At 43.2% G+C, this 23,192-nt stretch carries 15 protein-coding genes; 3 read left to right on the top strand and 12 right to left on the bottom strand.

The window, feature by feature from the left end; translation table 11 throughout:
• Positions 1-43: 43 nt before the first annotated feature.
• The 3 genes from KUV50_RS17130 to KUV50_RS17120 all read right to left on the bottom strand — a co-directional run bounded on the left by KUV50_RS17130 (position 44) and on the right by KUV50_RS17120 (position 4,449).
• A complete protein-coding gene (locus tag KUV50_RS17130) occupies positions 44-2,629 on the bottom strand; it encodes a protein-disulfide reductase DsbD family protein (protein ID WP_222581418.1) in 2,586 nt (861 codons plus the stop codon).
• An 89-nt stretch (positions 2,630-2,718) separates the two neighbouring features.
• Positions 2,719-3,426, bottom strand: a complete 708-nt coding sequence (gene purQ / locus KUV50_RS17125; protein ID WP_222581417.1) for a phosphoribosylformylglycinamidine synthase subunit PurQ — start codon at positions 3,424-3,426, stop codon at positions 2,719-2,721.
• A 117-nt stretch (positions 3,427-3,543) separates the two neighbouring features.
• Entirely contained in the window at positions 3,544-4,449 is a 906-nt protein-coding gene (locus KUV50_RS17120) for a hypothetical protein (protein WP_222581416.1), read from the bottom strand.
• A 189-nt stretch (positions 4,450-4,638) separates the two neighbouring features.
• On the opposite strand from KUV50_RS17120, the gene KUV50_RS17115 reads away from it, so the two are divergent.
• Complete coding sequence (locus KUV50_RS17115; RefSeq protein ID WP_222581415.1) at positions 4,639-5,619, top strand: polyprenyl synthetase family protein; 981 nt, start codon at positions 4,639-4,641, stop codon at positions 5,617-5,619.
• 394 nt (positions 5,620-6,013) lie between these two features.
• On the opposite strand, the gene murA is transcribed toward KUV50_RS17115, so the two are convergent.
• The 5 genes from murA to KUV50_RS17090 all read right to left on the bottom strand — a co-directional run bounded on the left by murA (position 6,014) and on the right by KUV50_RS17090 (position 11,855).
• Positions 6,014-7,327: a UDP-N-acetylglucosamine 1-carboxyvinyltransferase gene (gene murA, locus KUV50_RS17110; RefSeq protein WP_222581414.1), complete on the bottom strand. Its 1,314-nt coding sequence runs from the start codon at positions 7,325-7,327 to the stop codon at positions 6,014-6,016.
• Positions 7,328-7,507: 180 nt separating this feature from the next.
• Entirely contained in the window at positions 7,508-8,155 is a 648-nt protein-coding gene (locus tag KUV50_RS17105; RefSeq protein ID WP_222581413.1) for a DUF4290 domain-containing protein, read from the bottom strand.
• 14 nt (positions 8,156-8,169) lie between these two features.
• Entirely contained in the window at positions 8,170-9,555 is a 1,386-nt protein-coding gene (locus KUV50_RS17100) for a DUF4270 family protein (RefSeq protein ID WP_222581412.1), read from the bottom strand.
• Between the two features lie 17 nt (positions 9,556-9,572).
• Positions 9,573-10,406: a glycogen/starch synthase gene (locus KUV50_RS17095; RefSeq protein WP_222581411.1), complete on the bottom strand. Its 834-nt coding sequence runs from the start codon at positions 10,404-10,406 to the stop codon at positions 9,573-9,575.
• Positions 10,407-10,601: 195 nt separating this feature from the next.
• Positions 10,602-11,855: a DUF819 domain-containing protein gene (locus tag KUV50_RS17090; RefSeq protein ID WP_222581410.1), complete on the bottom strand. Its 1,254-nt coding sequence runs from the start codon at positions 11,853-11,855 to the stop codon at positions 10,602-10,604.
• A 399-nt stretch (positions 11,856-12,254) separates the two neighbouring features.
• Between KUV50_RS17090 and dnaX the strand changes: the two genes are divergently transcribed.
• Positions 12,255-14,156: a DNA polymerase III subunit gamma/tau gene (dnaX, locus tag KUV50_RS17085; RefSeq protein WP_222581409.1), complete on the top strand. Its 1,902-nt coding sequence runs from the start codon at positions 12,255-12,257 to the stop codon at positions 14,154-14,156.
• Between the two features lie 123 nt (positions 14,157-14,279).
• Here the strand turns inward: dnaX and mfd are convergent, their stop codons facing one another.
• The gene (mfd, locus tag KUV50_RS17080) at positions 14,280-17,654 is read right to left on the bottom strand and encodes a transcription-repair coupling factor (protein WP_222581408.1); all 3,375 of its coding nucleotides are present in this window, start codon (positions 17,652-17,654) and stop codon (positions 14,280-14,282) included.
• 233 nt (positions 17,655-17,887) lie between these two features.
• Between mfd and KUV50_RS17075 the strand changes: the two genes are divergently transcribed.
• A complete protein-coding gene (locus KUV50_RS17075; protein ID WP_222581407.1) occupies positions 17,888-18,709 on the top strand; it encodes a mevalonate kinase in 822 nt (273 codons plus the stop codon).
• Positions 18,710-18,734: 25 nt separating this feature from the next.
• On the opposite strand, the gene recO is transcribed toward KUV50_RS17075, so the two are convergent.
• The 3 genes from recO to KUV50_RS17060 all read right to left on the bottom strand — a co-directional run.
• Positions 18,735-19,460 carry a DNA repair protein RecO gene (gene recO, locus KUV50_RS17070; protein ID WP_222581406.1) on the bottom strand — a complete coding sequence of 242 codons (726 nt, stop codon included), beginning with the start codon at positions 19,458-19,460 and terminating at the stop codon, positions 18,735-18,737.
• Positions 19,461-19,464: 4 nt separating this feature from the next.
• Positions 19,465-22,761 (bottom strand): isoleucine--tRNA ligase, encoded by a 3,297-nt coding sequence (gene ileS, locus KUV50_RS17065; RefSeq protein ID WP_222581405.1) that lies wholly within the window; start codon positions 22,759-22,761, stop codon positions 19,465-19,467.
• Positions 22,762-22,925: 164 nt separating this feature from the next.
• A partial coding sequence (locus KUV50_RS17060; RefSeq protein ID WP_222581404.1) for a T9SS type A sorting domain-containing protein occupies positions 22,926-23,192 on the bottom strand: 267 nt, incomplete at its 5' end.

The raw sequence follows: 23,192 nt of genomic DNA, 5'->3' as shown, positions 1-23,192 counted from the left end.
TACCACAAAGCTTTGGCCATCGCCTTTTATACATTATATTCTACTACTTCACACCGAACAATGGCACATCTTTCGTCGCCTTGAACTCAGCCAGTCCGCACTCCAGAAAGTTTCTGAAATCATCGACCGAGGGGGTATAACCGACCGGCTGAGTAAGTAATTTTCCATCAGGGTGAACAAGGGCATAAAGGGGTTGTGAATTGTTCCGGAAATACTCAGTCTGAAAAAATTGCCATTTATCGCCTACCGTTCGCAGCGTTCGTTGTCCACCTGTATGCTTTGGCAAGCTCACCTGTTCCGCTTCCGGCAATTCTGTGCGGTCATCTACATACAACGAGATCAAAACAAAATCTTCGTGCATCATCTCTTTTATACCAGGATTGGGCCACACGTGTTCTTCCATTTTGCGGCAGTTCACACAGGCATATCCACTGAAATCTATAATGGCCGGAAGATTTGTTTTCTGGGCATAAGCCAGCCCTTCATTCAAGTCTTTAAAACAATTAATATTATTGGGACAATCATTGGGATGTATCCAGCTATATCCTACAGGAGGAGCAAGTCCACTCAGGAGCTTCAGAGAAGTAAAAGTTTTTGTCTCCTCGTTGTAACGAAACCCACTAAACAGATACACTGCAAATACAAAGGAGAGAACGCCCAACGCTTTACGCGATGTGGATATCTTCTGTCCTCGGGAATCATGAGGAAAACGAATAAACCCAAATAGATACAACGCAAGGCCTATTGATATCAGTGCCCAGATAATGAGGAATGGTTCTATTTTCAAGATGCCCCAGTGTTGTACCAGATCCGCGTTGGATAGAAACTTAAACGCCAGCCCCAACTCCAGGAATCCCATGACAACCTTCACCGTATTCAACCATGAACCGGAACGCGGCATTTTGTTCATAAACGAAGGGAAGGCAGCAAAAAACGTAAATGGTAAGGCCAAGGCGAGTCCAAAACCTCCCATGCCTATGGTCAACTGGGACGCTCCTCCGTCTGAGCTTAATGATCCGGCAAGCAGCGAACCCAAAATGGGCCCGGTACATGAGAATGAAACCAATGCCAGGGTCAGCGCCATAAAAAAGATTCCAACGAAGCCACCGATGCCTTCTGCTTTACTCACTTTGTTCGTCCATGAGCTGGGCAGGGTCAACTCATAATACCCGAAAAAAGAAAAAGCAAAAATCAAAAAGATAACAAAGAAGAAAAGGTTGAGGCCGACGTTGGTCGATATATTATTGAGTATATCCGGGTTGATCGTATCCAGAAAATGGAAAGGAATACTAAATAACAGATAAATGGCCAGAATAGACCCACCGTACAATACAGCTTTACCGACTCCGCCCGATTTGCCTTTGTCGCTTTTAGTGAAAAAACTCACGGTCAGTGGAATCATAGGAAACACGCACGGAGTCAACAATGCTACAAGCCCCCCTAAAAAACCAAGGATAAAAATACGCCAGTTGCCGGATCCTTGGATCATCGTATGATTGTCTTCCTGGGCTATGCAGTTCACAGCCTCTTGCTGTTCCAGTGCTTCCGGGTTGAGATTGTAATAGGCTAATAAACCGGCTGCTATTTCGGATTCCGTCGCCAGCATCTGCTGGTCATCTCCAGTCTGATTCAACAATATAATTTGGCCGGTAGCAGGTTCAAATCGAAAGATGACGTTTGGCGGAATAATACACTCTATTTCCGTGCAGGCCATGTATTCGATCTCACCTTCCATAGCCTCTGAGTCAGGCTCAAACGAAAGTGACTGCCTGAGGGTAACCTTTTCTTTAACTTTGGTTACATCGGTGCCAAAAACCTCATCAAATGCATCGATGACAATTTCACCATCCTCATGAAGGGGTGCCAATGTAGATTGATCCGCATTCACCAATGATAATGTAACCGGTATAGGTCCGGCATCGTCATCCATATGGCTGGAATAAATGTGCCAGCCTGGATCGATGACACCTTCAAAAATAAGAGAAGCAATACCTTCGTCTGCGTTATAGTTTTCTACCCGAGCGGTCCAACTGACCGGTTCTTTCATATCAGAAGATGAACCGGCTATGCCTGGTGTCATTTCGCTAAATCCAGCATCATCTATTGATCCAAATGGATTGGGTTCATCTTTTTTTTTTACATCGTCAGCGGCCCCCAAATCAATCTCTCCGGAGGAATCAAAAGAAAAGGTAAAGTTAGCAGGTGTAGGTGGCAGGCACCGGGTTTCATCACACGTCATATACTCCACAAAACCAGTGATGGTTCGGGTATCAGGATCCAGCTCGATTTCCTGAGTGAGTGTCATCTCATCATGAAATTTGACCACATCCATTTCAAAGATCTGATCGTACACTTCCTCTTTTGCTCCGGACTCGTGTGCATCACCGATCACTGTAAATCCATCGGTTGACTCAAAGTTAATGGTTGTCGGAACCGGCCCGCCCTCATCCAAAAACTGAGAATATACATTCCAACCATCTTCGATATGAGCTATAAATACTAGTTTCCATTTATTCCCCTGGATATGTGTCTTGGAAAATTCCCAATCCACGGGGTCCTCGATTTGGCCAAAAAGTGATATAGATAGACTAAGAAAAAGAAAAGTCAGAAAGCTTATTTGTCGAATCATGATAATATCCTCTTATTTACCCTGCAAAATAGTAAATTCCATTCGAAGAAAGTAGTTCATTATCAGTGATTTAACGCCACCTTAATGGTTCACACAGCTTCCATTGGAATTTTAAACAAATTTTCAAACAAGATTCGGCCGTCTTCCAACCCAACTATAGCTTCGGAAGCTCTTTCCGGATGTGGCATCATTCCGAAAACATTTCCAGCTTCATTGCAAATTCCGGCAATACGGTCGACACTTCCATTCAGATTGGTCGTATCATCCACTGTTCCATTTTCTGAACAATACCGGAAAAGAATCTGATCATTGGCTTTCAGATCCGCCAGCGTATTTTCATCACAGTAATACCGTCCATCACCATGGGCTACTGGCATGGTCAATACCTGACCTTGCTGAAGCGAATGTGTCAGTAAGCGGTTGGTTGTCTCCGTCCGAAGGTGTACATTCCGTGAAATATATTTTTGATTCTCATTAGCGAGCAACACACCTGGAAGCAACCCCGCTTCACATAATATTTGAAATCCATTGCATATTCCAAATACATATCCTCCTTGATTTGCATGCTTTATCACCGCCTCCATAATATGAGAAATCCGGGCAATGGCCCCACTTCGTAGATAATCCCCATAAGAGAATCCCCCAGGCAAAATGATGCAATCTTCGGGTCCAAACCCTTCCAGGGAATATTTTTTATGCCAGACTTTTTCTACTTGTCCGCCACACAGTTCTTCCAGAACATAGACCATGTCGTCATCACAATTGGATCCGGGAAATACAACTACGCCAAACTTCATTTATCAACTTATTTATGATTCAAAAGACTACCCCTGATAAAACCTGTGGTTTTACACTAAGGTTAAAATACAAAGATACAATCTTTTAAATGAAAAATGGTTTCTGATACGCTCGTGTTAATTTAAAAAATATTGGAACAGCATCACCAAAATGAGTAGCAATAAATGAAGACTTTCTGCAATATTTATTTTTTTGATGCTGACAGTATACAGCCCCATCAGAATCCCAAGGGGCAGTATGATTAACTGAATATCCTCTAGCCGGGTATGAAAGGTTAACGCAAATACAACGACAGCGAACAGCATCATGTAAAACAAAAAAGTCAGCTTGTTACGCACAAAAATATTTGTTCTGGTCACGACAGTATTAAACACGACCAACAAAAACAAAACCAATGCTCCAATAATTCCAGCCTTGATAATTCCATAGTTCTGGTAGATGAATTCATATTGAAAAAAATCAATCTGAACGGCAATATAATCTCTGCCTGCCTGAGTCTTTCGACTCAATCGCCAATAGGCAAGAAGAAAATAAGGTGGGGCCAGGAAACCGAGTACATACAGTAAAATATCACGAAAGCGAACCAGGATGATCGCATTCGCCGCAAAAATAAAAAAGGGGGCCAGGTAAATAAAATTCAGATCAAAAAACACGGCGATACTCGCAAAAAACCCAGCATTAAAAAGTCGTTTGGACCGCTGGTTCCGATGGATGGTTTGAAACATTTGAAAAAGAGCCAGGATGATAAAAGTATTCCCCACCAGTACAGAGCTCAGCGGATGGATGTCTGGAATCAGAGAGAGAATCAGCACATAAAACACCCCGGGGAACAGGGAATTATAGTAAGACAGATTGTTGAATGAAGACATTCTGTTGATCAGAACCACCTGATAAAGCACTAACAATATGCTTAATAATTTGCTCCAAATAGAATTTCCATCAAAAGAAAGACCAAACAGATCGTAAAAAATCGATGCTCCGGCAATGGGACCATAGTCAAAAAAAAAGGTGTGTAGCCTCAATAATACGACGTATACTAAGACAAAAAAATAGTTTTGAATTCTATTTTCTCTAAAGTGTTGTAGCACAATATCTATCCAATTTGGCCGCAAATGTAACGAAAAGGCTTTTATATATTTGCGTCATGTCTATATATAACATAACAACGACTATATTATTTTTTCTATCTTGCGCTACTTATAATTTCATCTATGCCCGGAAAGCTTAGTGACATAAAAAACCCTGTCAGCGAAGAGCTCAAATTCTTTGAAAAAGAGTTTAAGAACTCCATGAAGAGTTCTGTACCTCTACTCAATAGAATCACACATTACCTGACACGACACAAAGGCAAACAGATCCGTCCGCTACTGGTATTACTGAGCGCTGAGGTTTCGGGTGGCATTGTAGACAAGACGTATCGGGCGGCCAGTCTGGTCGAATTATTGCATACGGCGAGTCTGGTTCATGATGATGTAGTGGATGATGCACTGGAGCGCCGGGGGTTTTTTAGTGTATTTGCCCTATGGAAAAAGAAAGCCGCTGTCCTTATTGGAGACTATCTTTTAGCACAGGGTTTATTGCTTGCCGTACAACACAAAGACTATGATATCCTGGAAACAGTGTCTGATGCGGTTCGTCAGATGAGTGAAGGAGAATTACTCCAGATCGAAAAATCCAGGCAACTAAACATTACTGAAGAGGAATATTTCGAGATTATTGAACGCAAGACGGCCTCACTACTTGCAGCTGCCTGCAAAGCAGGTGCTATCTCTGCAGTGACCGACCCGGAGAATGCGGCGGTAAAGGATATGTGGCAGTTTGGTCATCACATCGGGGTGGCGTTTCAGATGAAGGATGATTTATTTGATTATGGCAATAATAAAACCGGAAAACCCACTGGAAATGATATTCGGGAGAAGAAGATAACCCTTCCCTTGATCCATACTTTGGCCAACACCGACAAAAAAGCCCGACGTCGAATCATTCGGATTCTTAAAAAAAGAAAAAAGTCCAACGAGCATGTCCGATTGGTAATAGACTTGGTTCTTTCGGGAGACGGAGTGTCTTACACCGAACAAAAGATGAATGAGCATCTTGATATGGCACGGGAAATTGTTCTCCGCTATCCGGAGGCCGGAGCCCGGGAATCCCTGCTGCAATTGATAAATTTCATCGGAAAGAGGCAATACTGAAAAAAGAGGTCACAAATCAGGCTAACTTTAGTATAAAAGATCTGCGGTGTATATATTGCGATGCAGGCCTATCACTGGCAACGGATAAAAGTATAGACTCAGGCTGGTTATGATATTGATCCATGAAGGTTATGACACAATGGGGTTTTCAGATAATCGGTCTTTTGTAGTCTGGTGGTGGATATCATCATCCCCATAGATACCCTCAGAATTCATAATGGGCACAGAAACTCTTAAATATGCGTTGTCAAAATTCTCAATGTAGCTGCGGCTGAGCTTGTGTTTCTCACCGTGCCATCCATCGGAATATCTACAGCGCATAAAAGTGGCACTATTTATCCGCGGTTCAACTGTCTGTGTGCCGGGGGCTTTTGATCGGTGGCTGGTTCCTGCATCAAATGTTATCCACGCGCTCGATCTGAGCACCCAGTGCTTGTAGTCGTCGATCTATATTCTGATATCCGCGATCGATTTGCTGCACATTGTGAATTTGGCTTTCTCCTTCTGCAGATAAGGCGGCAATCAGTAATGCGACACCGGCACGTATATCGGGCGAACTCATTTCTATTCCACGAAGTCTGGCTTTCCGCCCCATGCCTATTACGGTGGCTCGGTGTGGATCACATAGTATGATTTGAGCACCCATATCGATCAGTTTGTCGACGAAAAACAGTCGGCTTTCAAACATCTTTTGATGGATAAGTACACTGCCTGTAGCCTGAATGGCTACCACCAGAATAATACTCATAAGATCCGGTGTAAATCCCGGCCAGGGACTGTCATAAATGGTCAGAATCGATCCATCAATAAACTTTTGTATTTCATAGGGTTCACTGCCTTTGATCACAAGCTTGTCTGCGTGACTTTCCATCTGAACACCAATTCGTTCGAAGGTATCCGGGATTACTCCCAGTTCATTCACATCAATGCCGGTAATCTCCAGATCTGATCCCGTCATGGCCGCCATTCCGATAAAACTTCCTATCTCGATCATATCTGGAGAAATGGTGTGTTCGGTGCCGCTCAATTCTTCCACCCCCTCGATGACCAGAAGGTTTGAACCAATACCGGAAATTCGTGCGCCCATGCGGACCATCATGCGGGAAAGCTTTTGTACATATGGTTCACAGGCCGCATTGTAAATCGTCGTCCGCCCTGGAGTAAGAACAGCTGTCATGATCATGTTGGCTGTTCCTGTGACTGATATCTCATCCATCAGCACATAGGCACCTTTCAGATTGGTACCAGATAAAAAATAACTATCGTGTTTCTCATCATATTCAAAGGTGGCTCCTAGTTTTATGAAACCATTCAGATGTGTATCGATTCGTCGACGGCCGATCTTATCGCCACCAGGTTTGGGAACATAAGCCTTTTTAAAACGAGACAGCAAAGGTCCGAGCAACATGACCGAACCACGAATTTTCTTTGCATCTTCGAAATAGCGCGGACTGAACAGATAATCCAGATCCAAATCATTGGCCTGAAATTGAAAACTTTGATTGCCCTGATCTACTATCTTTACTCCGAGTCCGCTGAGCAAAGCCATCATCTTATTTACATCAATAATACCAGGAATGTTGTGTATCGTAACAGGTTCGGCCGTGAGTAAAACGGCGCTTAAGATCTGAAGAACTTCGTTTTTTGCACCTTGAGGCTGAATAGATCCACTTAATGGATGTCCCCCCTGGACGATAAATGACGGCATTTAAATATGAGTGTTATGTTAAAAATATTGATGTCAGATTTTAAAAAAATCTTTCTTATATCGCTTTAAAATGATAGATCGGGTATTGGAATTTGACACTTTATATTATGGGGTATTAGATCAATCAATATTCTCCAACCTCGCTCCACTTCTTCACGCTCTCAACCTCCTAAACTTCTATTACCTTCTTTTTCTCCGACGATTGTTATTATTATTATTCCGACTTCGTTTCCCTTGGTGCGGGCGGTTAGATGTTTTTCTTTTATTGTGTTTGAGGGCGTTGAACTGTGTATCTTCCAACACAGCTTTGATTTTCCCCTTAGTCATTCCTTCGATGTCATTCTTGATAATCTCATCATTGACAAATTGTTCCCGGTGCCAGGTGCGATAAGCCATTTTCATATAAGAACCAATCAACTTTACATAGGCTTCCCGATGTTCCGGGTTTTCCATTTCTTGTGCTTTCTTCAACATCTTCTGAACATTGAGTCCATAGTGTTTAAAGTCAATATCCATCTGTGGATATTCCATTGGTTCATGCACGAAAAGTTCTTTGGTCTCAGAAACTTCAACACCTTCAGGAACCTCCACATCGAGCTCGTTTTCTGACATGAAGAAAATATGCTTCCATGCCTTTGCCAGGCTATCTCCACTTTTATTACCCGGATCCGTCATATTGATCATAATATTAACGATCTCTTCGGCTACTTTTTGTCGCTCTTTTTTATCTTCTATCGTCGTCGCATAATCCACCATATTCTGGACGTGGCGGCCATACTCCTGAATACGAATATTTCGGTGCTTTGTATTATATTGAAAATTGTACATGCGTTTTTCTTTAATTAATGGTTGGTTGAACTGTAAGTAATTTTGATTGAGGGTTGTAATAAGGTGTCTGCTGCGCCCGGTCCATGGAGTACACTGCGGGCGATGCGAGAAACATCCTGAGGTGTAGGAACGATAAATATTTCAGGATCTGCAGAACCATCAACGATGTGTTGAAATTGATTGGTAATATTAAACGTATAAACGGGTTGATTTCCATTCGTAGTATTGTTGTCCTGAAGGACACCACCGAAGAACTGGCGATATGCTCCTCCTGACTGATAAAATAAGATGTCTGTGATCGGTGTCCGATCAGCAATTGATTCCTTTTCAAGTGCAAATAAAGCAGGCATTGGTTGATATGTACTGGTATCCCCCAGCGGATGTTCGGCCACACGCCAGGTCAGGGAGACGTCATTGATCACTTTATTTTGATATTTACTCACATCATCAAAAGCAATCCGAACACCTACGCCTGTGGGCTGAATATACATATATTCGGGATCTGCCGGTTGATCATTCAACACCGATTCGAGCACACTTCCTTCATACCGGTGCTCGACCGTAGTGAAGTGGTGGAGCGAACCACTCATTTTCAAATAAGCTTCTTTTGATTCTCCATCCTTCGTATAATAAATCCGAATTCCCGAATACGCTGCAACATCACTGTTATTGGACTGGCCGGCACTGCTTGTTGGATACGCAAAAAACCGATAGGCTCCGTTAAACGCGTTTTCTCTGGGTCGAACAACAATTCCAGCAAATTCATCCAGAAAATTCAGTACGCTGGCTGTCACCGAAGTGTCCAGGCTTAAAATTTTTTCACCAAACTCTTCCGTCATCGGTACCCGAATATGAGAAGGCGCCGACAAAGAGTCGCCCCGATTTTGATTCTTGAAGGCAGGTGCAAAAGTTAGTGAGCCAATCGTATTGGGCTCGATTTCAAATTCATCCTCTACATAGACTTTTTCCGGCATTTCACGGTTTGTCAATTCATACACATCCAGAGTTTGCATCGCTTCCGTTTCACCATACGGCGAAAAGGTGGTATCATAGCTGAGTAACAGGAATGCAGAATCAAAAGTGGCTTCAGAAAAATCAACCCCGACCGGGCTAAGTTGCATCTGAGCAGTCAGATCATACCGTGTATATCCAAAAACCGGGTCGTTGTATTGTCCAAGTATATGCGTGGAAGGCACAAAATCAGATTCCAAACCCTGTCGTACATACGCAAAAAGTGAATCCCGCTTAAATGTTTGAAGTTCATAATCCAGGATTGTATCGGTAGAAATCAGTAGTTTTTCATCATCCACCAAGTTTGATCCAATGTCTTCAAACTGTGTACAAGAAGAAATAGTCAGGACACTCAGAATAATGAGCGTCATTAGTTTAGTTATATTCATAAAATCACTTGTATTCCTTACTCAGGAACAGTCTCATCGGTCAATTCGTTGTAAAAATCCATGTATCCCGCGACGACCTCCTCCAGATTTTCTGATTGGGGCATATGATACGGAGCAGCCTGTGACTTCAAAAGTTCCAGCAACTTTTCGTCGTCCTCCAATCCGGGATCACCCAAAATGCTTGCATCCGCATATTTCAAGGCACCCAGGTGCAAATCAAGGCCTTCTCCATTCAAATATGATTTCAAATCTCCCTCCTCGAGGTTGTTTATGGAAGCTTTTTCCAGAAAACGATCTTCCAATTCTTTCTCAAAAGGACTCTCATATATGGAATAAATCAGCTTCGCATTACGAAATATAGGATCATCCTTATATGCTTTCTTAAGATAAAGTGGAATCAGACTCGTCATCCAGCCATGGCAATGAATGATGTCTGGCGGCCAACCGAACTTCCGAACAGTTTCCATAACACCTTTACAGAAAAACACCATTCGTTCTGTATTATCCTGGAAGATATTATCATCCTTGTCTTTAAAGATCTGCTTTCGTCTGAAAAACTCGTCGTTGTCCAGAAAATACACTTGCAATCTGGCGCCTGGCAACGAGGCCACTTTGATAATCAATGGATAATCATCTTCATCCACTATGATATTCATACCAGACAACCGCACCACTTCATGTAAGCGATGCCTTCTTTCATTGATCGTACCAAAACGAGGCATCAGAATACGAATATCCATGCCCTCTTTCGTTATGTGATTTGGTAACTCTCTGGCAATTTTAGAAACGATGCTTAGATTCGTATATGGCTCCATTTCTTGAGTAACAATCAAAACTTTTTTCTTACCCATGTCCCGTCTTTTAATTCATATAGATTTGAGCCCGTAAAAGTACGCATTTTTTATGGGTAAATGAAATATAGCTATCAATTGTTTATTTGTCCCAACTTATATTCTTTAACATCCCGGATCCGGCACACACTTTTATCGGTCAAGCCAAGCTGAACGCAATCAACTGCATGCTCCTATTCAATGTCAGATTTTGCATCAAACACCACTGGCTGATTGCATCAGCAAGGCACATACGATCGCAAAATAAGTTCCCAAAGCATACCCCATGACAGCCATTATGACACCAACTGCAGACAAAGACGGACTAAACGCACTTGCTACCACAGGCGCAGAAGCGGCCCCCCCGACATTGGCTTGAGATCCGACCGCCACAAAAAAGAACGGTGCCCGGATTAACTTTGCCACTAAAACCAACAAAAGTATATGAGTTAACATCCACACCCCACCCAATACAAACAAACCGGCGTTTTCGAAGATTTCCTTAAAATTCATTTTCATACCGATCGTAGCCACTAAAACATATATAAATATCGAACCCCACTTGGAGGCCCCATACCCCTCAAACCGTCTGACCCGAGTAAATGACAGCCCCAACCCTACCGAAGTAGCTACCACGATCATCCAAAAAAAAGGCGATAACAAGGACTGTAATTTCCACGCAACTAGTGTCTCTTCGAATACACGCATGGCGGGAACGATCACATCCGACGCAGCATGCGAAATGGCCACACCGCCAAAACCAACCCCCAATAAGACAAACATCTGCGTGGTCGTGGGTATCTGTTCGACCGCCGCGCGATAATCATCCAGGGTCTTTCTCAACTCAGTGATGGCACTGGAGTCAGCTTTTAACCACCGGTCGATCCGGTCCGACATGCCCGCACCATACAGCAACACGGCCATCCATATATTTGCAACAATGATATCAACTACCACCATTGAACTGAATACCGTATCATTTACATCAAATATTTCCTTCATAGCAGTCTGATTTGCGCCACCGCCAATCCAACTCCCCGCAATGGTGGACATCCCTGTCCACAGATCATGTGGATCCATCTCGATCAAACCAGGTGTTACATAATGTAAAAACAAAATAGCTATCGGTCCACCCAATACAATTCCCGCCGTCGCAGTGAAAAACATAATCAGCGCTTTTGGCCCCAGGCGAATAAGCCCTTTAAAGTCGATATTTAAACATAGTAAAATCAAAGCTGCGGGCAACAAAAACCGGGAAGACATATAATACAGACTGTCATCCGGGTCATCGATCAAACCGAGTGGCCATACCAACACCGCCGGCACAAAATAACACAGCAACAAGGGTGGAAAAAACGTATAGAAACGTTGCCATCCTTTCTGCGGAAGCCCTGAAGTATAAAATACCAGCGCTAAAACAACGATTAGAATTCCAAGTACAACGGCATCATTTGTAAAAATAGCTTCCATAAAAAAGTGTTAGGTGTCAGGTATTCGACTCATAGGCTGCTGCAATTCGAATAAATTTACGAATTGCATTAATCTGTGCTCTGCAATCTGAAGCACGAGGATACAAACCATCGATCTATTTGCTTCCTTTGATTCGATAGAGCCCTACATGTGGTATGGCCAGGACATTGCCTCCCATATCTCATCAACCGTAAACTTAACTAATTTAGCATAACCACAAGGAATATAAATAAATTTTATTGACACAGAAGATTGAGTACCCTCTGAACAGACAAGGCATGCCATGTTCCCTATAAACATTATAAACCCTATAAACCCTATAAACTATATTTGAAAATCTATTAAATCAAGCAGATTTATGCGACCTTTGCACTCATTTTCATATCTTTATTTTTACATATGAGCCAGTTTATAGTATCCGCCCGTAAATACCGTCCCCAACGATTTGATGATGTCGTGGGGCAGGATCATATTACGACGACCTTAAAAAATGCCATACGGCAAAACAAAGTCGCCCATGCATTTCTGTTTTGCGGACCACGGGGTGTAGGAAAAACAACCACAGCTCGTATCCTGGCTAAAACAATCAACTGTGAAAACATTACAGAAGATTATGAAGCCTGTGGGATTTGTGCCTCCTGTGTGGCATTTCAAAAGAAAAATGCGCCCAATATCATTGAGTTGGACGCAGCCTCCAACAACTCTGTGGAGTACATCCGGAATCTCAATGAACAAGTCCGCATTCCACCAGCTCAGGGAAACTACAAGCTGTTCATCATTGATGAGGTTCACATGCTCTCACTGGCGGCTTTCAACGCTTTCTTGAAGACATTGGAAGAACCACCGCCTTTTGCCATTTTTATTTTGGCAACGACCGAAAAACATAAAATACTGCCCACCATCCTGTCGAGGTGTCAGATTTATGATTTTAAGCGAAATAAGGTTCAGGACATCATCCCGCATCTGGCGAATATATGCGACGCAGAAGAACTTAAATATGACCAGGAAGCATTGCATCTGATCGCAGAAAAAGCAGACGGGGCACTTCGCGATGCATTGTCGATTTTTGACCGTATGGTTAGCTTTTCAGACGGAAACATTTCGTATGAGTCTGTTATTGACCAGTTAAACATTCTGGATTATGATTATTTCTTTACACTAGTGGATCACCTGATCGTTGGTGATCTTTCTTCATCATATCTTCTTTTCAATCAAATTCTCGAAAAGGGCTTTAACCCCGAAGTCTTTTTACAAGGGTTACAAGAACACCTGAGACAGCTGTTAATGATCCAGTTGGGAAATACTGCTTTTCTGGTCAATGGCTCTCAGGACCTGCTCAATCGATATACGAATCAAGCCAATCAGGCCACCAGGGATTTTCTATTAACCCTTCTTGACCTGGCGAATGAATGTGATGTTAATTACCGGTTCGCTCAGAACAAACGGCTGCATGTCGAAATATCATTGATGAAGATGGCTTACTTCCCTCATGCCCGGCAACAGGACATCTCGGGGTTTTCTTCCCCGGGAGAAACTGCACCTCCTTCAAAAAAAAACGGCACTAAGTCCCTTTCGTCACAACCCACCGCACGTACAACGCCCACAAGCGGGCCCCGGGCCAAAACGGTAGAAGAAACCAAAAGCGATTACAAAACATCTGAAAAAAATCCGGTCAAAACAGATCAATCTGCTCGCCGCGATGCACCAGCTCCGACTAAAGAAGAACCACGACCACCGGCCGCTTCGACTTCACACAGCCAACCCAGTTCTCCTGCAACAGGGGATGCCCCGAGTCCTACAGCTCCGGAATCCACCACACCATCTAAGAAAAGCAGACGCAGAGCCCGGAAATTACTTCCGACGCTGGATGCCATGGATGAAATCATCGAAGAAGTCGAGCAAAATGATGCCAATAACCAAGTCGTGCCGGATGATGACGAACTCATTGAAATGGTCCAAAAAACCTGGAAGAACTTTGCAGAAAATAATTCATCACCCTCGCTGGTCAGTTTTTTAAAAGATGCAGAATTAAGATGGGCTGATGATAAGCTTTTTATTACGGTCACGTCCCAATTGGCAAAATCCTCGATACTCGATCAACGAACCTTGTTCGAACAGCTTCGGGATGCCACAGCCCCCTTAACTCCTGAAATTGTTTTTGTTATAAAACCCAGTGATTCGGCGGCCAAAAAGGCTCCTAAAATTCTGACGACGAAAGATAAGTATGAAGCGCTCCGAAAGGCAAATCCTAATCTGGAGAATCTGATCAAAGAACTCAATATGAAAGTTGAAGATATTTAAACATCTACTAAGAAATTTTTCCGGGTGGTACTATTATGATGAGATCATTCCCAGTGCGCCACACATCCACGAAAGCTGAAAATAGGGTGGTGAATTATAGCTCGAATGCCATTCATTTTCAGGTTAGCTGACCACTTTTTCAAGTTCTTTCAGAAAATTAATCACCGTTTTCATGGATTTCATATTTTCTACGACTAAGATCAAATGGCTTCGGGATTGCTTCACGCGCATTTTCAATTTCTTCGGATTTTTATTGACATGATTTAAAAGCGTCCTAAAGGTCGAAGATTCATAATATGCGGATTGGGGGTCAGCCGGAAAGAAACAGCGCAGTTTGTTTTTTGTAAAGAGAATTCGTTCAAAACCCAGTTTTTTCCCCAGCCACCGCAATCGGAGTCCTTCAAATAGATTTTCAACTTCTTCTCCATAAGGGCCAAAACGATCTTGGAGGTCCGAAGCAAAGGTTTCCAGCTCTTTTTCATTGTTCAGATGATCCAGCGTGGTATACAAACTCAAACGTTCACGAATTTGGTTCACATAGGTATCGGGGATAAGCATTTCAGTGTCCGTCTCTATCACTACATCAGTTACAAACTCGGTCTGTTTTTGTAAATCATCCTTAAAAAGATCTTTAAACTCTGTCTCTTTCAGCTCCCGGATCGATTCTTCCAAAATTTTTTGATACGTGTGATACCCGATCTCTGAAATAAAACCACTCTGTTCTGCTCCCAGTAAGTTTCCCGCCCCTCGAATATCCAAATCACGCATTGCTATCTCAAATCCCGACCCGAGATCTGAAAATTCTTCAATGGTTCGGAGCCGTTTTCGAGCTTCCGTGGTTAGTACAGACAGCGGTGGACTAAAAAGATAGCAAAATGCTTTTTTATTGGACCGTCCGACGCGACCACGCAGTTGATGCAGGTCACTCAGTCCAAATTGATGAGCATTGTTAATAATTATCGTATTGGCATTAGGGATGTCAAGTCCGGTTTCAATTATATTGGTACAGAGTAACAAGTCAAATTCACCATTAATATAACGCACCAGGGTATCTTCCAGTTTCTTACTATCCATCTGCCCATGTGCCATTGCAATATCAATATCGGGACACAGCTTCGAAAGTAAGACCTTCATTTCAGGCAGGGCTTTGACGCGATTGTGTACAAAAAACACTTGGCCGCCACGATCGACTTCATGATATATGGAATCACGGATCAATTCATGGTTAAAGATTCGGATTTCTGTATGAATAGCCTGTCGATTGGGGGGTGCTGTTCGCAGTATGGATAAGTCACGAGCTGCCATCAGCGAAAATTGCAAGGTTCTCGGAATAGGTGTAGCAGTCAATGTCAGAGTATCGACATTCACCTTTATATTCCGCAACCTCTCTTTGGCGGTAACACCAAACTTTTGCTCTTCATCAATGATGAGAAGCCCCAGATCTTTGAATCCGACCTTTTTACTTAAAATAGCGTGGGTTCCAATGACTATATCGAGCTTTCCTTCCTTCAACTTCTCATATATTTCCGCCTTTTCTTTGGGAGTTTTGAATCGGTTCACGTAGTCCATCTCCACTCCAAAATCAGACATCCTGTCCTGGAAGGTCTTGTAGTGCTGCAAAGCCAGAATAGTTGTCGGCACCAACACTGCCACTTGCTTGCCATTGACCACGGCTTTGAAAGCGGCACGAATTGCAATCTCAGTTTTACCAAATCCCACATCGCCGCAAATGAGCCGGTCCATCGGACCCTCTTTTTCCATGTCCTCTTTCACATCAATGGTAGCCTGTGCCTGATCGGGTGTATCCTCATAGAAAAAGCTTGCTTCCAGTTCATTTTGGAGATAACCATCCGGCTTGCAAGCAAATCCTTCTGAAGCTTTGCGTTTGGCATAAAGTTTTATCAGCTCAGAAGCAATGTCTTTAATCTGCTTTTTGGTCCGGTTTTTCAGTTTACTCCAGGTATCCGATCCCAATTTGCTCAGCGTCGGCTGCTTTCCCTCCTGTCCTGTAAACCGTGCTATTTTATGGAGCGAGTTGATGCTCACATAGAGTACATCATTATTTTTATACACTATCCGCAGAGACTCCTGGGTTTGCCCTTTCAGCTCGATTTTTTCCAACCCGGAATATTTACCCACCCCATGATCGATATGTGTCACATAATCACCGGGTTGAAGTTCCCGAAGCATCTGTGACGTCATGGCCTTGCTCTTCGTAAATCCCTTGCGCAGATTATACTGATGAAAACGTTGAAATATTTGATGATCGGTATAACAAACCAGCTTTTGCTGATGATCAATGTACCCTTCATGCAATGCAATAAGAATGGTCTGAACCGTCACTCCCGCTCCCAGATCCTGAAAGATGGAATGAAGTCGGCGGGACTGCCGTTCGCTTTCGGTAAAGAGATACAACTTATATCCTTCTTTCTGATGCTTTTTCAGATCATCAATGAGCAAGGTGAAGTTTTTATTGAAACTGGGCTGGGGGCTGGTCCCCATAACAAAACGATCACTCAATGGCACCTCCAGCTTGTAGGTACTTTCAAAATACAAACCGCCAAAACCTCCGAGTTCATCGATGATGTGAGCAGGAGTTAAAAACTTTTTATGATCGAAAAACGACATAACATCTGCCGGATAATCTGACTTTACTTTTTCTTTTTGGAATTCCTCCATCAGTTCGTATACCTTTTCCAGACGACTGACAAAAAGGGGGTGATTTAAGCTCCAGATAACCGCATCATTTTTGATCAAGTGAAAGAAGGATGCCCATTCCTCTACGCTTACTTTTTCCTGAATATCGGGTACAATGGAAATAAAATCTACTTTTTTCCGAGACAACTGACTCACCGGATCAAACAACCGGATGCTTTCGATTTCCGTATCAAATAATTCCACGCGATATGGCCAGTCATTGCCGTACGTAAAAATATCTACAATCCCGCCACGTATAGAAAACTCACCGGGTTCATACACAAAATCAACGTGCCGGTAACCGTATTCCACTAATTCACTCATCAGCAGGTCTGCATCCATTTCCTCCCCGATATGGAGATCAATTCTATTCTTTTGAAGCACCTCTGGTGAGACGATTTTCTCAATCAGTGCTTCCGGATAGGTGACGATGATATGTTGCCGGTTCCGGTCACTATATATCTGATTCGCGGTTTCGGTCTTGAGCAAAAGATTATTGCGATCTATTCTGGAAAAATTCTGCGCTTGACGAAAGCTATCCGGAAGAAAGTGAATAGGTTTACCGGGCAGCAATGCTTCCAGCGTATTGAATTGATACGCTGCTTCTTCTTTATCTCCACAAAGGATAACAAAGTGCTTGCGTTGGTTCTCATAGGTCGCCGCGATCAAAACACTCTTACTGCTACCGGCCGCAGATTCGATCCCCACATGCTCTACCACCCCACTAGCGACCCAATCGTTCACCTTTTGAACGACCTCACTTTTACGATAAATATTTATAAATTGTTCTAAATTCTCCAATCCTGATGCTTGTCTAAATGGGTCATAAAACCCAACTATTTCCAAATAGTTCAACCGAAATTAATGGAGACCAAAAACCCCCATTCATTTTTTCGGTCCTTCACAAAGGTAAAGAAAAGTGACCTTATATACCCAATTCACATCTTTCTACACCTACACAGCGGAAAAGAAGGTCGGAATGATGGATAAATGAATTGAAGTGCCTATTTTGCGCATGAAAAACCTGAATTAATATGCGACACACCTTTCCCGGAAAACTTTTATTGTTCGGAGAATATCTGGTTCTGCAGCAAGGAGCTGCACTGGCTTTACCGGATAATCGATATCATACTCGATGGGAAAATAAAAACAACACCGATAAAGATCTGATCGATTACCTGCAATACCTTAAGCAGATCGATAGTTTGGCTGAATACCTGAATTTAACCAGACTCGAAAAACACGTGCATGCCGGATGGCATCTCGAGTCAAATCTTCCTCAGCACAAAGGTCTGGGGAGTTCTGCATCCATTGTAGCGGCCCTATATGATCGGTATAAAATCAAAAAGGACAGCGAAGTAACTATGGATGAATTGCAGGAGGTATTCGCCTCAATGGAGCATTATATGCATGGTAAAAGTTCGGGCTTTGATCCGCTTCCCATCTATTTTAATCAACCCATTCTACGTAAGAACAACCAGTCCGTGATCGTTAATTCCACCCTACCGTGTCTGGATAACTGGCGGATAGAATTGGTGGATAGTGAAACAGAACGCCAGGATGGAGCGGGCGTTGACCGTTTTTTGACCCGGATAAAAGAAGACAAGGACTTTGCGAGCAAAGTCGACACACTGACAAAAGTCAACAATAAGCTGGTCGAAGCCATTATCAAAAATGAACAAAGAATTGCTGAAAACTTGCTCAATACGTTTTCAGAAAATCAATTCTTCTTATTTGCTGATTGGATCCCGGAAAATATCAAAGAACGCTGGGATCAAAACAGGCAAGAAGAAAACTCAGCTTTTAAAATGCTTGGTGCCGGTGGTGGCGGTTTTTTCCTGAAGATTCATTTTTAGGTGGCATACAGCAGATTGCGAATTGCTACCAGATCTTCTTCAGTAAATCGTAAGACTTGATCTCCTGGTTTGCGTGACTATGATATCTGATATAATCAATCAGGCCATCTGTCAATTGTTGCCGGTGGGACCGTTCCATTGAAATAGAAGACAATTCATCGATATCGATTTGAAGAATACGTTGAAGCAATGCGCTGATTTCAGGCCCCAAAACCAGAGGATGTGATGGCTCTTCCTTCAGAAAGTGTCCGGATTTTAGATCAAAGAACACCATTCCTTTCAATTCCGGTTCTTTGGGCCCGAACCCCATTTGAATGGACATCTGCACCAAAAAATGCATAAACAAATTCCCGGACTTCTCGATCTGGTCCAATGCCAGAAAGTATGTCGTCAGTAAATAATACAAGGAAGAATTTGGGTCATAAGGATGTACGATCTTTTTGATCACTTCGCACATGCACAATGCTGTGTTGCCGCGGATAATGTCAAAAGGTGTCCTTTCAAGCTGTTGTTCGATACTGGCCTCCTTGATGCGCCATAGTTGATGCGGATCCCGCTCATAGAACACCAGGGACAATTGATAGCCGGGTGTAAACACCACGGGTGAAATTTTCGGTTTGGATTTGCGTACACCGGATATGATAAACCCCGATAAGCCATGCGTCTCCGTATAGATATCCACGATCATACTGGATTCACCGTAATTCATTCGGCGGATCACTACTCCGCTGGACTGGACTATCCGTGACATCTAGTTAATTCTTGTGTAGCAAAATTTTAATTTTCTCTCCATCGATTAACTCTACTTCCTGACCTTCCAGATTTTCTGTGATGATCAACTCATCAGCCAAAACTTCTTCTTTGATGTAGGCCGAAAATTTTTCTACTGCCGGAAGTACGGTTGCATTGCGACTCATCTCTACTTCAATACGGTCCGTAACTTCATACTCGGCCTCTTTCCTTAAGTTTTGAATTCTATTGACCAGCTCACGGGCAATTCCTTCAGCCATCAAGTCGCTGCTAAGTTGAATGTCCAAAGCGACGGTGATTTCATCGTCTTTGGCGACCATCCACCCTTCTATATCTTCCGATCCGATGATAAAATCTTCTAATGTCAATGCATAGTCCTCTCCATCAATCTGAAGCTGATACCCGCCTGACTTTTCAATTTCTGCAATCTCTTCTTGCCCCAACTGATTAATTAAAGCGGCGGCCGCTTTCATGTTTTTTCCCATACGCCGCCCCAGGGTTTTAAAATTAGGCCTGATACTTTTCTTTATTATTCCGGAAGTATCCGTCACATATTGGATTTGTTTGACATTGATCTCTGCCAAAATAAGGTCTTCCACCGCGCGCACTTGTGCTTCAAAACGTGGATCGAGAACTGGCAGAATAATTTTTTGCAACGGTTGACGAACCCGGATTTGCTCTTTCTTTCTCAGTGAAAGTCCCAGGGAGCTGATTCGCTTGGCGTAGCCCATTCGTTCTTCGAGGGCTTGGTCGATCTGGTCCTCCTTTACCGTAGGCATCAGACTGAGATGAACCGATTCATACGGCTCCAGCTGACTCACATCATTCAAATTCTTATACAACCATTCGCCAAAAAACGGAGCTATCGGTGCGATCAGCTTTGCAGTCGTCGTCAGACACTCATACAAAGTCTGGTACGCAGCGATCTTATCCGCCCCATATTCTCCTTTCCAAAATCGTCGTCGACACAACCGGACGTACCAATTGGACAATTGATCATCCACGAAATACATGATTTTACGGGCTGCCTGCATCGGCTCGTAGGCTCCGAATAGCTCATCTACTTCTTTGGTTAACGTATGCAAACTGGACAATATCCATCGGTCTATTTCAGGACGCTCTTCCCACGTCATATCAGGCTCCTCGTATTTAAATTTATCAATATTCGCATACAAGGCAAAAAAGGAGTACGTGTTATAAAGCGTTCCGAAGAATTTACGGCTAACTTCATCGATTCCGGCGAGATCAAACTTCAGATTGTCCCACGGCTGGGCATTGGAAATCATGTACCATCGTGTGGCGTCAGCACCTTTTTCCGAAAGGGTCTTAAATGGATCTATCGCATTACCGTGACGCTTGGACATCTTCTGACCATTTTTGTCCAACACAAGACCGGTTGAAATGACATTTTTAAAAGCCACACTATCAAACAGCATTCCCGCTATAGCATGCAAGGTAAAAAACCACCCCCGGGTCTGATCTACCCCTTCGGAGATAAAGTCAGCCGGATAATTCTCTTTAAATTTTTCCTCATTTTCAAATGGATAGTGCCATTGGGCATAGGGCATCGATCCACTATCGAACCAAACATCGATCAAGTCGGTCTCTCTTTTCATGGGCTCACCACTTTCTGATACCAACACAATTTCATCAATATAAGGACGGTGAAGATCCTCCGGAACGCTTTGTTCTAATCCCAGAGACTCGTTCGCTACCGCTATTTCTTTGTCCAATTCTTCGATGCTGCCAATGCACTTTTCTTCCGATCCATCGGCAGTCCGCCAGATGGGCAACGGAATCCCCCAAAAACGAGACCTCGATAAGTTCCAATCTTGCAAATTTTCAAGCCAGTTCCCAAATCGTCCTTCGCCGGTCGATGCTGGTTTCCAATTAATGGTCTTATTCAATTCGACCAAGCGCTCCTTCATCGCTGTTGATCGGATAAACCATGAATCAAGCGGATAATACAAAATAGGCTTATCGGTACGCCAACAATGCGGATAGCTGTGTACATACTTCTGGATATTAAATGCTTTATTTTCTTTTTTCAATTTAACCGCAATATCAATATCCACCGCGGTGAATTGATCGCCTTCATCCTGATAATCCTTTACATATCGGCCCGCAAATTCGCCAGCTTCCTCCACAAATTTCCCTTTCTTATCTACCATGGTTAAGGAGCCTATTCCATATTTCTGTGCTACCCGACGGTCATCGGCACCAAAAGAGGGTGCCAGATGGACCACGCCGGTGCCATCTTCTGTGGTCACAAAAGCATCGACCAACACCCGAAAAGCATCTCCGTCATCAGGTTGGAGGTAGGGCAATAACTGTTCGTAACGCACCCCATCTAATTCTGATCCTTTCCACTCCGCCTCCCTAACCCAGGGGACGGTTTTATCACCAGCCTTATAACCCCCAAAATCACCATGCTCCCCGGCCGGGTCAAACCATTTTGAAATCAAACTTTCGGCCAGAATCACCCGGATTGGAATTCCGGTATAGGGATTCATCGTTCGGATCCTGACATAATTGATAGCGGGTCCAACAGCCAATGCAGTATTGGAAGGAAGCGTCCACGGTGTGGTAGTCCACGCCAATAAATACAAATCGGTACGGTCCTCCATGTCATCCCATAAAAAATCCGATGTATCATCCCGGACCACTTGAAACTGAGCCACAACCGTCGTATCGGTCACATCCCGATACGCTCCCGGCATGTTGAGCTCATGGGTGGATAACCCTGTTCCTGCTCCTGGACTATAAGGTTGTATCGTATAGCCTTTATACAAGAGGTTTTTCGTGTAAAACTTCTTAAGAAGATACCAGACCGTTTCGATGTATTCGTTCTTAAACGTGATGTATGGGTCATCCAGATCAACCCAATAACCCATTTTGACAGTCAAGTCATCCCATACGCTCTTGTACTTCATGACGGTTTCACGGCAATGCGCATTATATGCTGCCACAGAAATCTTGTTGCCGATGTCATCCTTGGTAATCCCCAATTCTTTCTCCACCTGAAGTTCTACCGGCAATCCATGGGTATCCCAGCCTCCCTTTCGTTCTACTCGCTTGCCCTTCATGGAGTGGTATCGACAAATAATATCTTTGATGGCCCGAGCCATTACATGATGTATCCCAGGCTTTCCATTGGCTGAAGGGGGGCCCTCATAAAAAACAAAAGCGTTGTCCGGATCCCGGCCTTCTACACTTTTATCAAATATTTCTTCCTTCTCCCAAAACTCCAAAATCGCCTGATCTATTTTTGGCAGATTAAGATGATCATACTCGCTGTACATATATTTCCATTTTTCGAAATGCAAAGATACAAGAAAAGCTATACAAATTAATTTCTACACCCGGGGGATCTGTGAAATTCCATGTACAAAAAAACCTCCGGAAATTTAGCTTTCCGGAGGTCTTAACCATTCGATGTATTTACGCTATTCGCAAATACAACCAGTTACTCAATCACGATCATCTTCTTAGTCGCTGTATATGTTTTGGTATCTAATTGATAATACAATACGCCGGTCACACTAAGATCTGAACTTTTTAGCGCTACTTCGTTGTAGCCTTCGCTGTATTCACCTTCTACGATTTTCAACACCTTACCAGTTACATCGTACACGCTCAAGGTCGCTTTGGATGCTTCAGGCAATTTAAATCCAATCACAGTCTGACCCGCATAGGGGTTTGGTGTGTTTTGGTACAAGGCAAATCCGGAATC

The sequence above is a fragment of the Membranihabitans marinus genome, assembly GCF_019802045.1.
Lineage (GTDB): Bacteria > Bacteroidota > Bacteroidia > Chitinophagales > Saprospiraceae > Membranihabitans > Membranihabitans marinus_A.
This window is presented reverse-complemented; position numbering and strand designations above follow the sequence as displayed.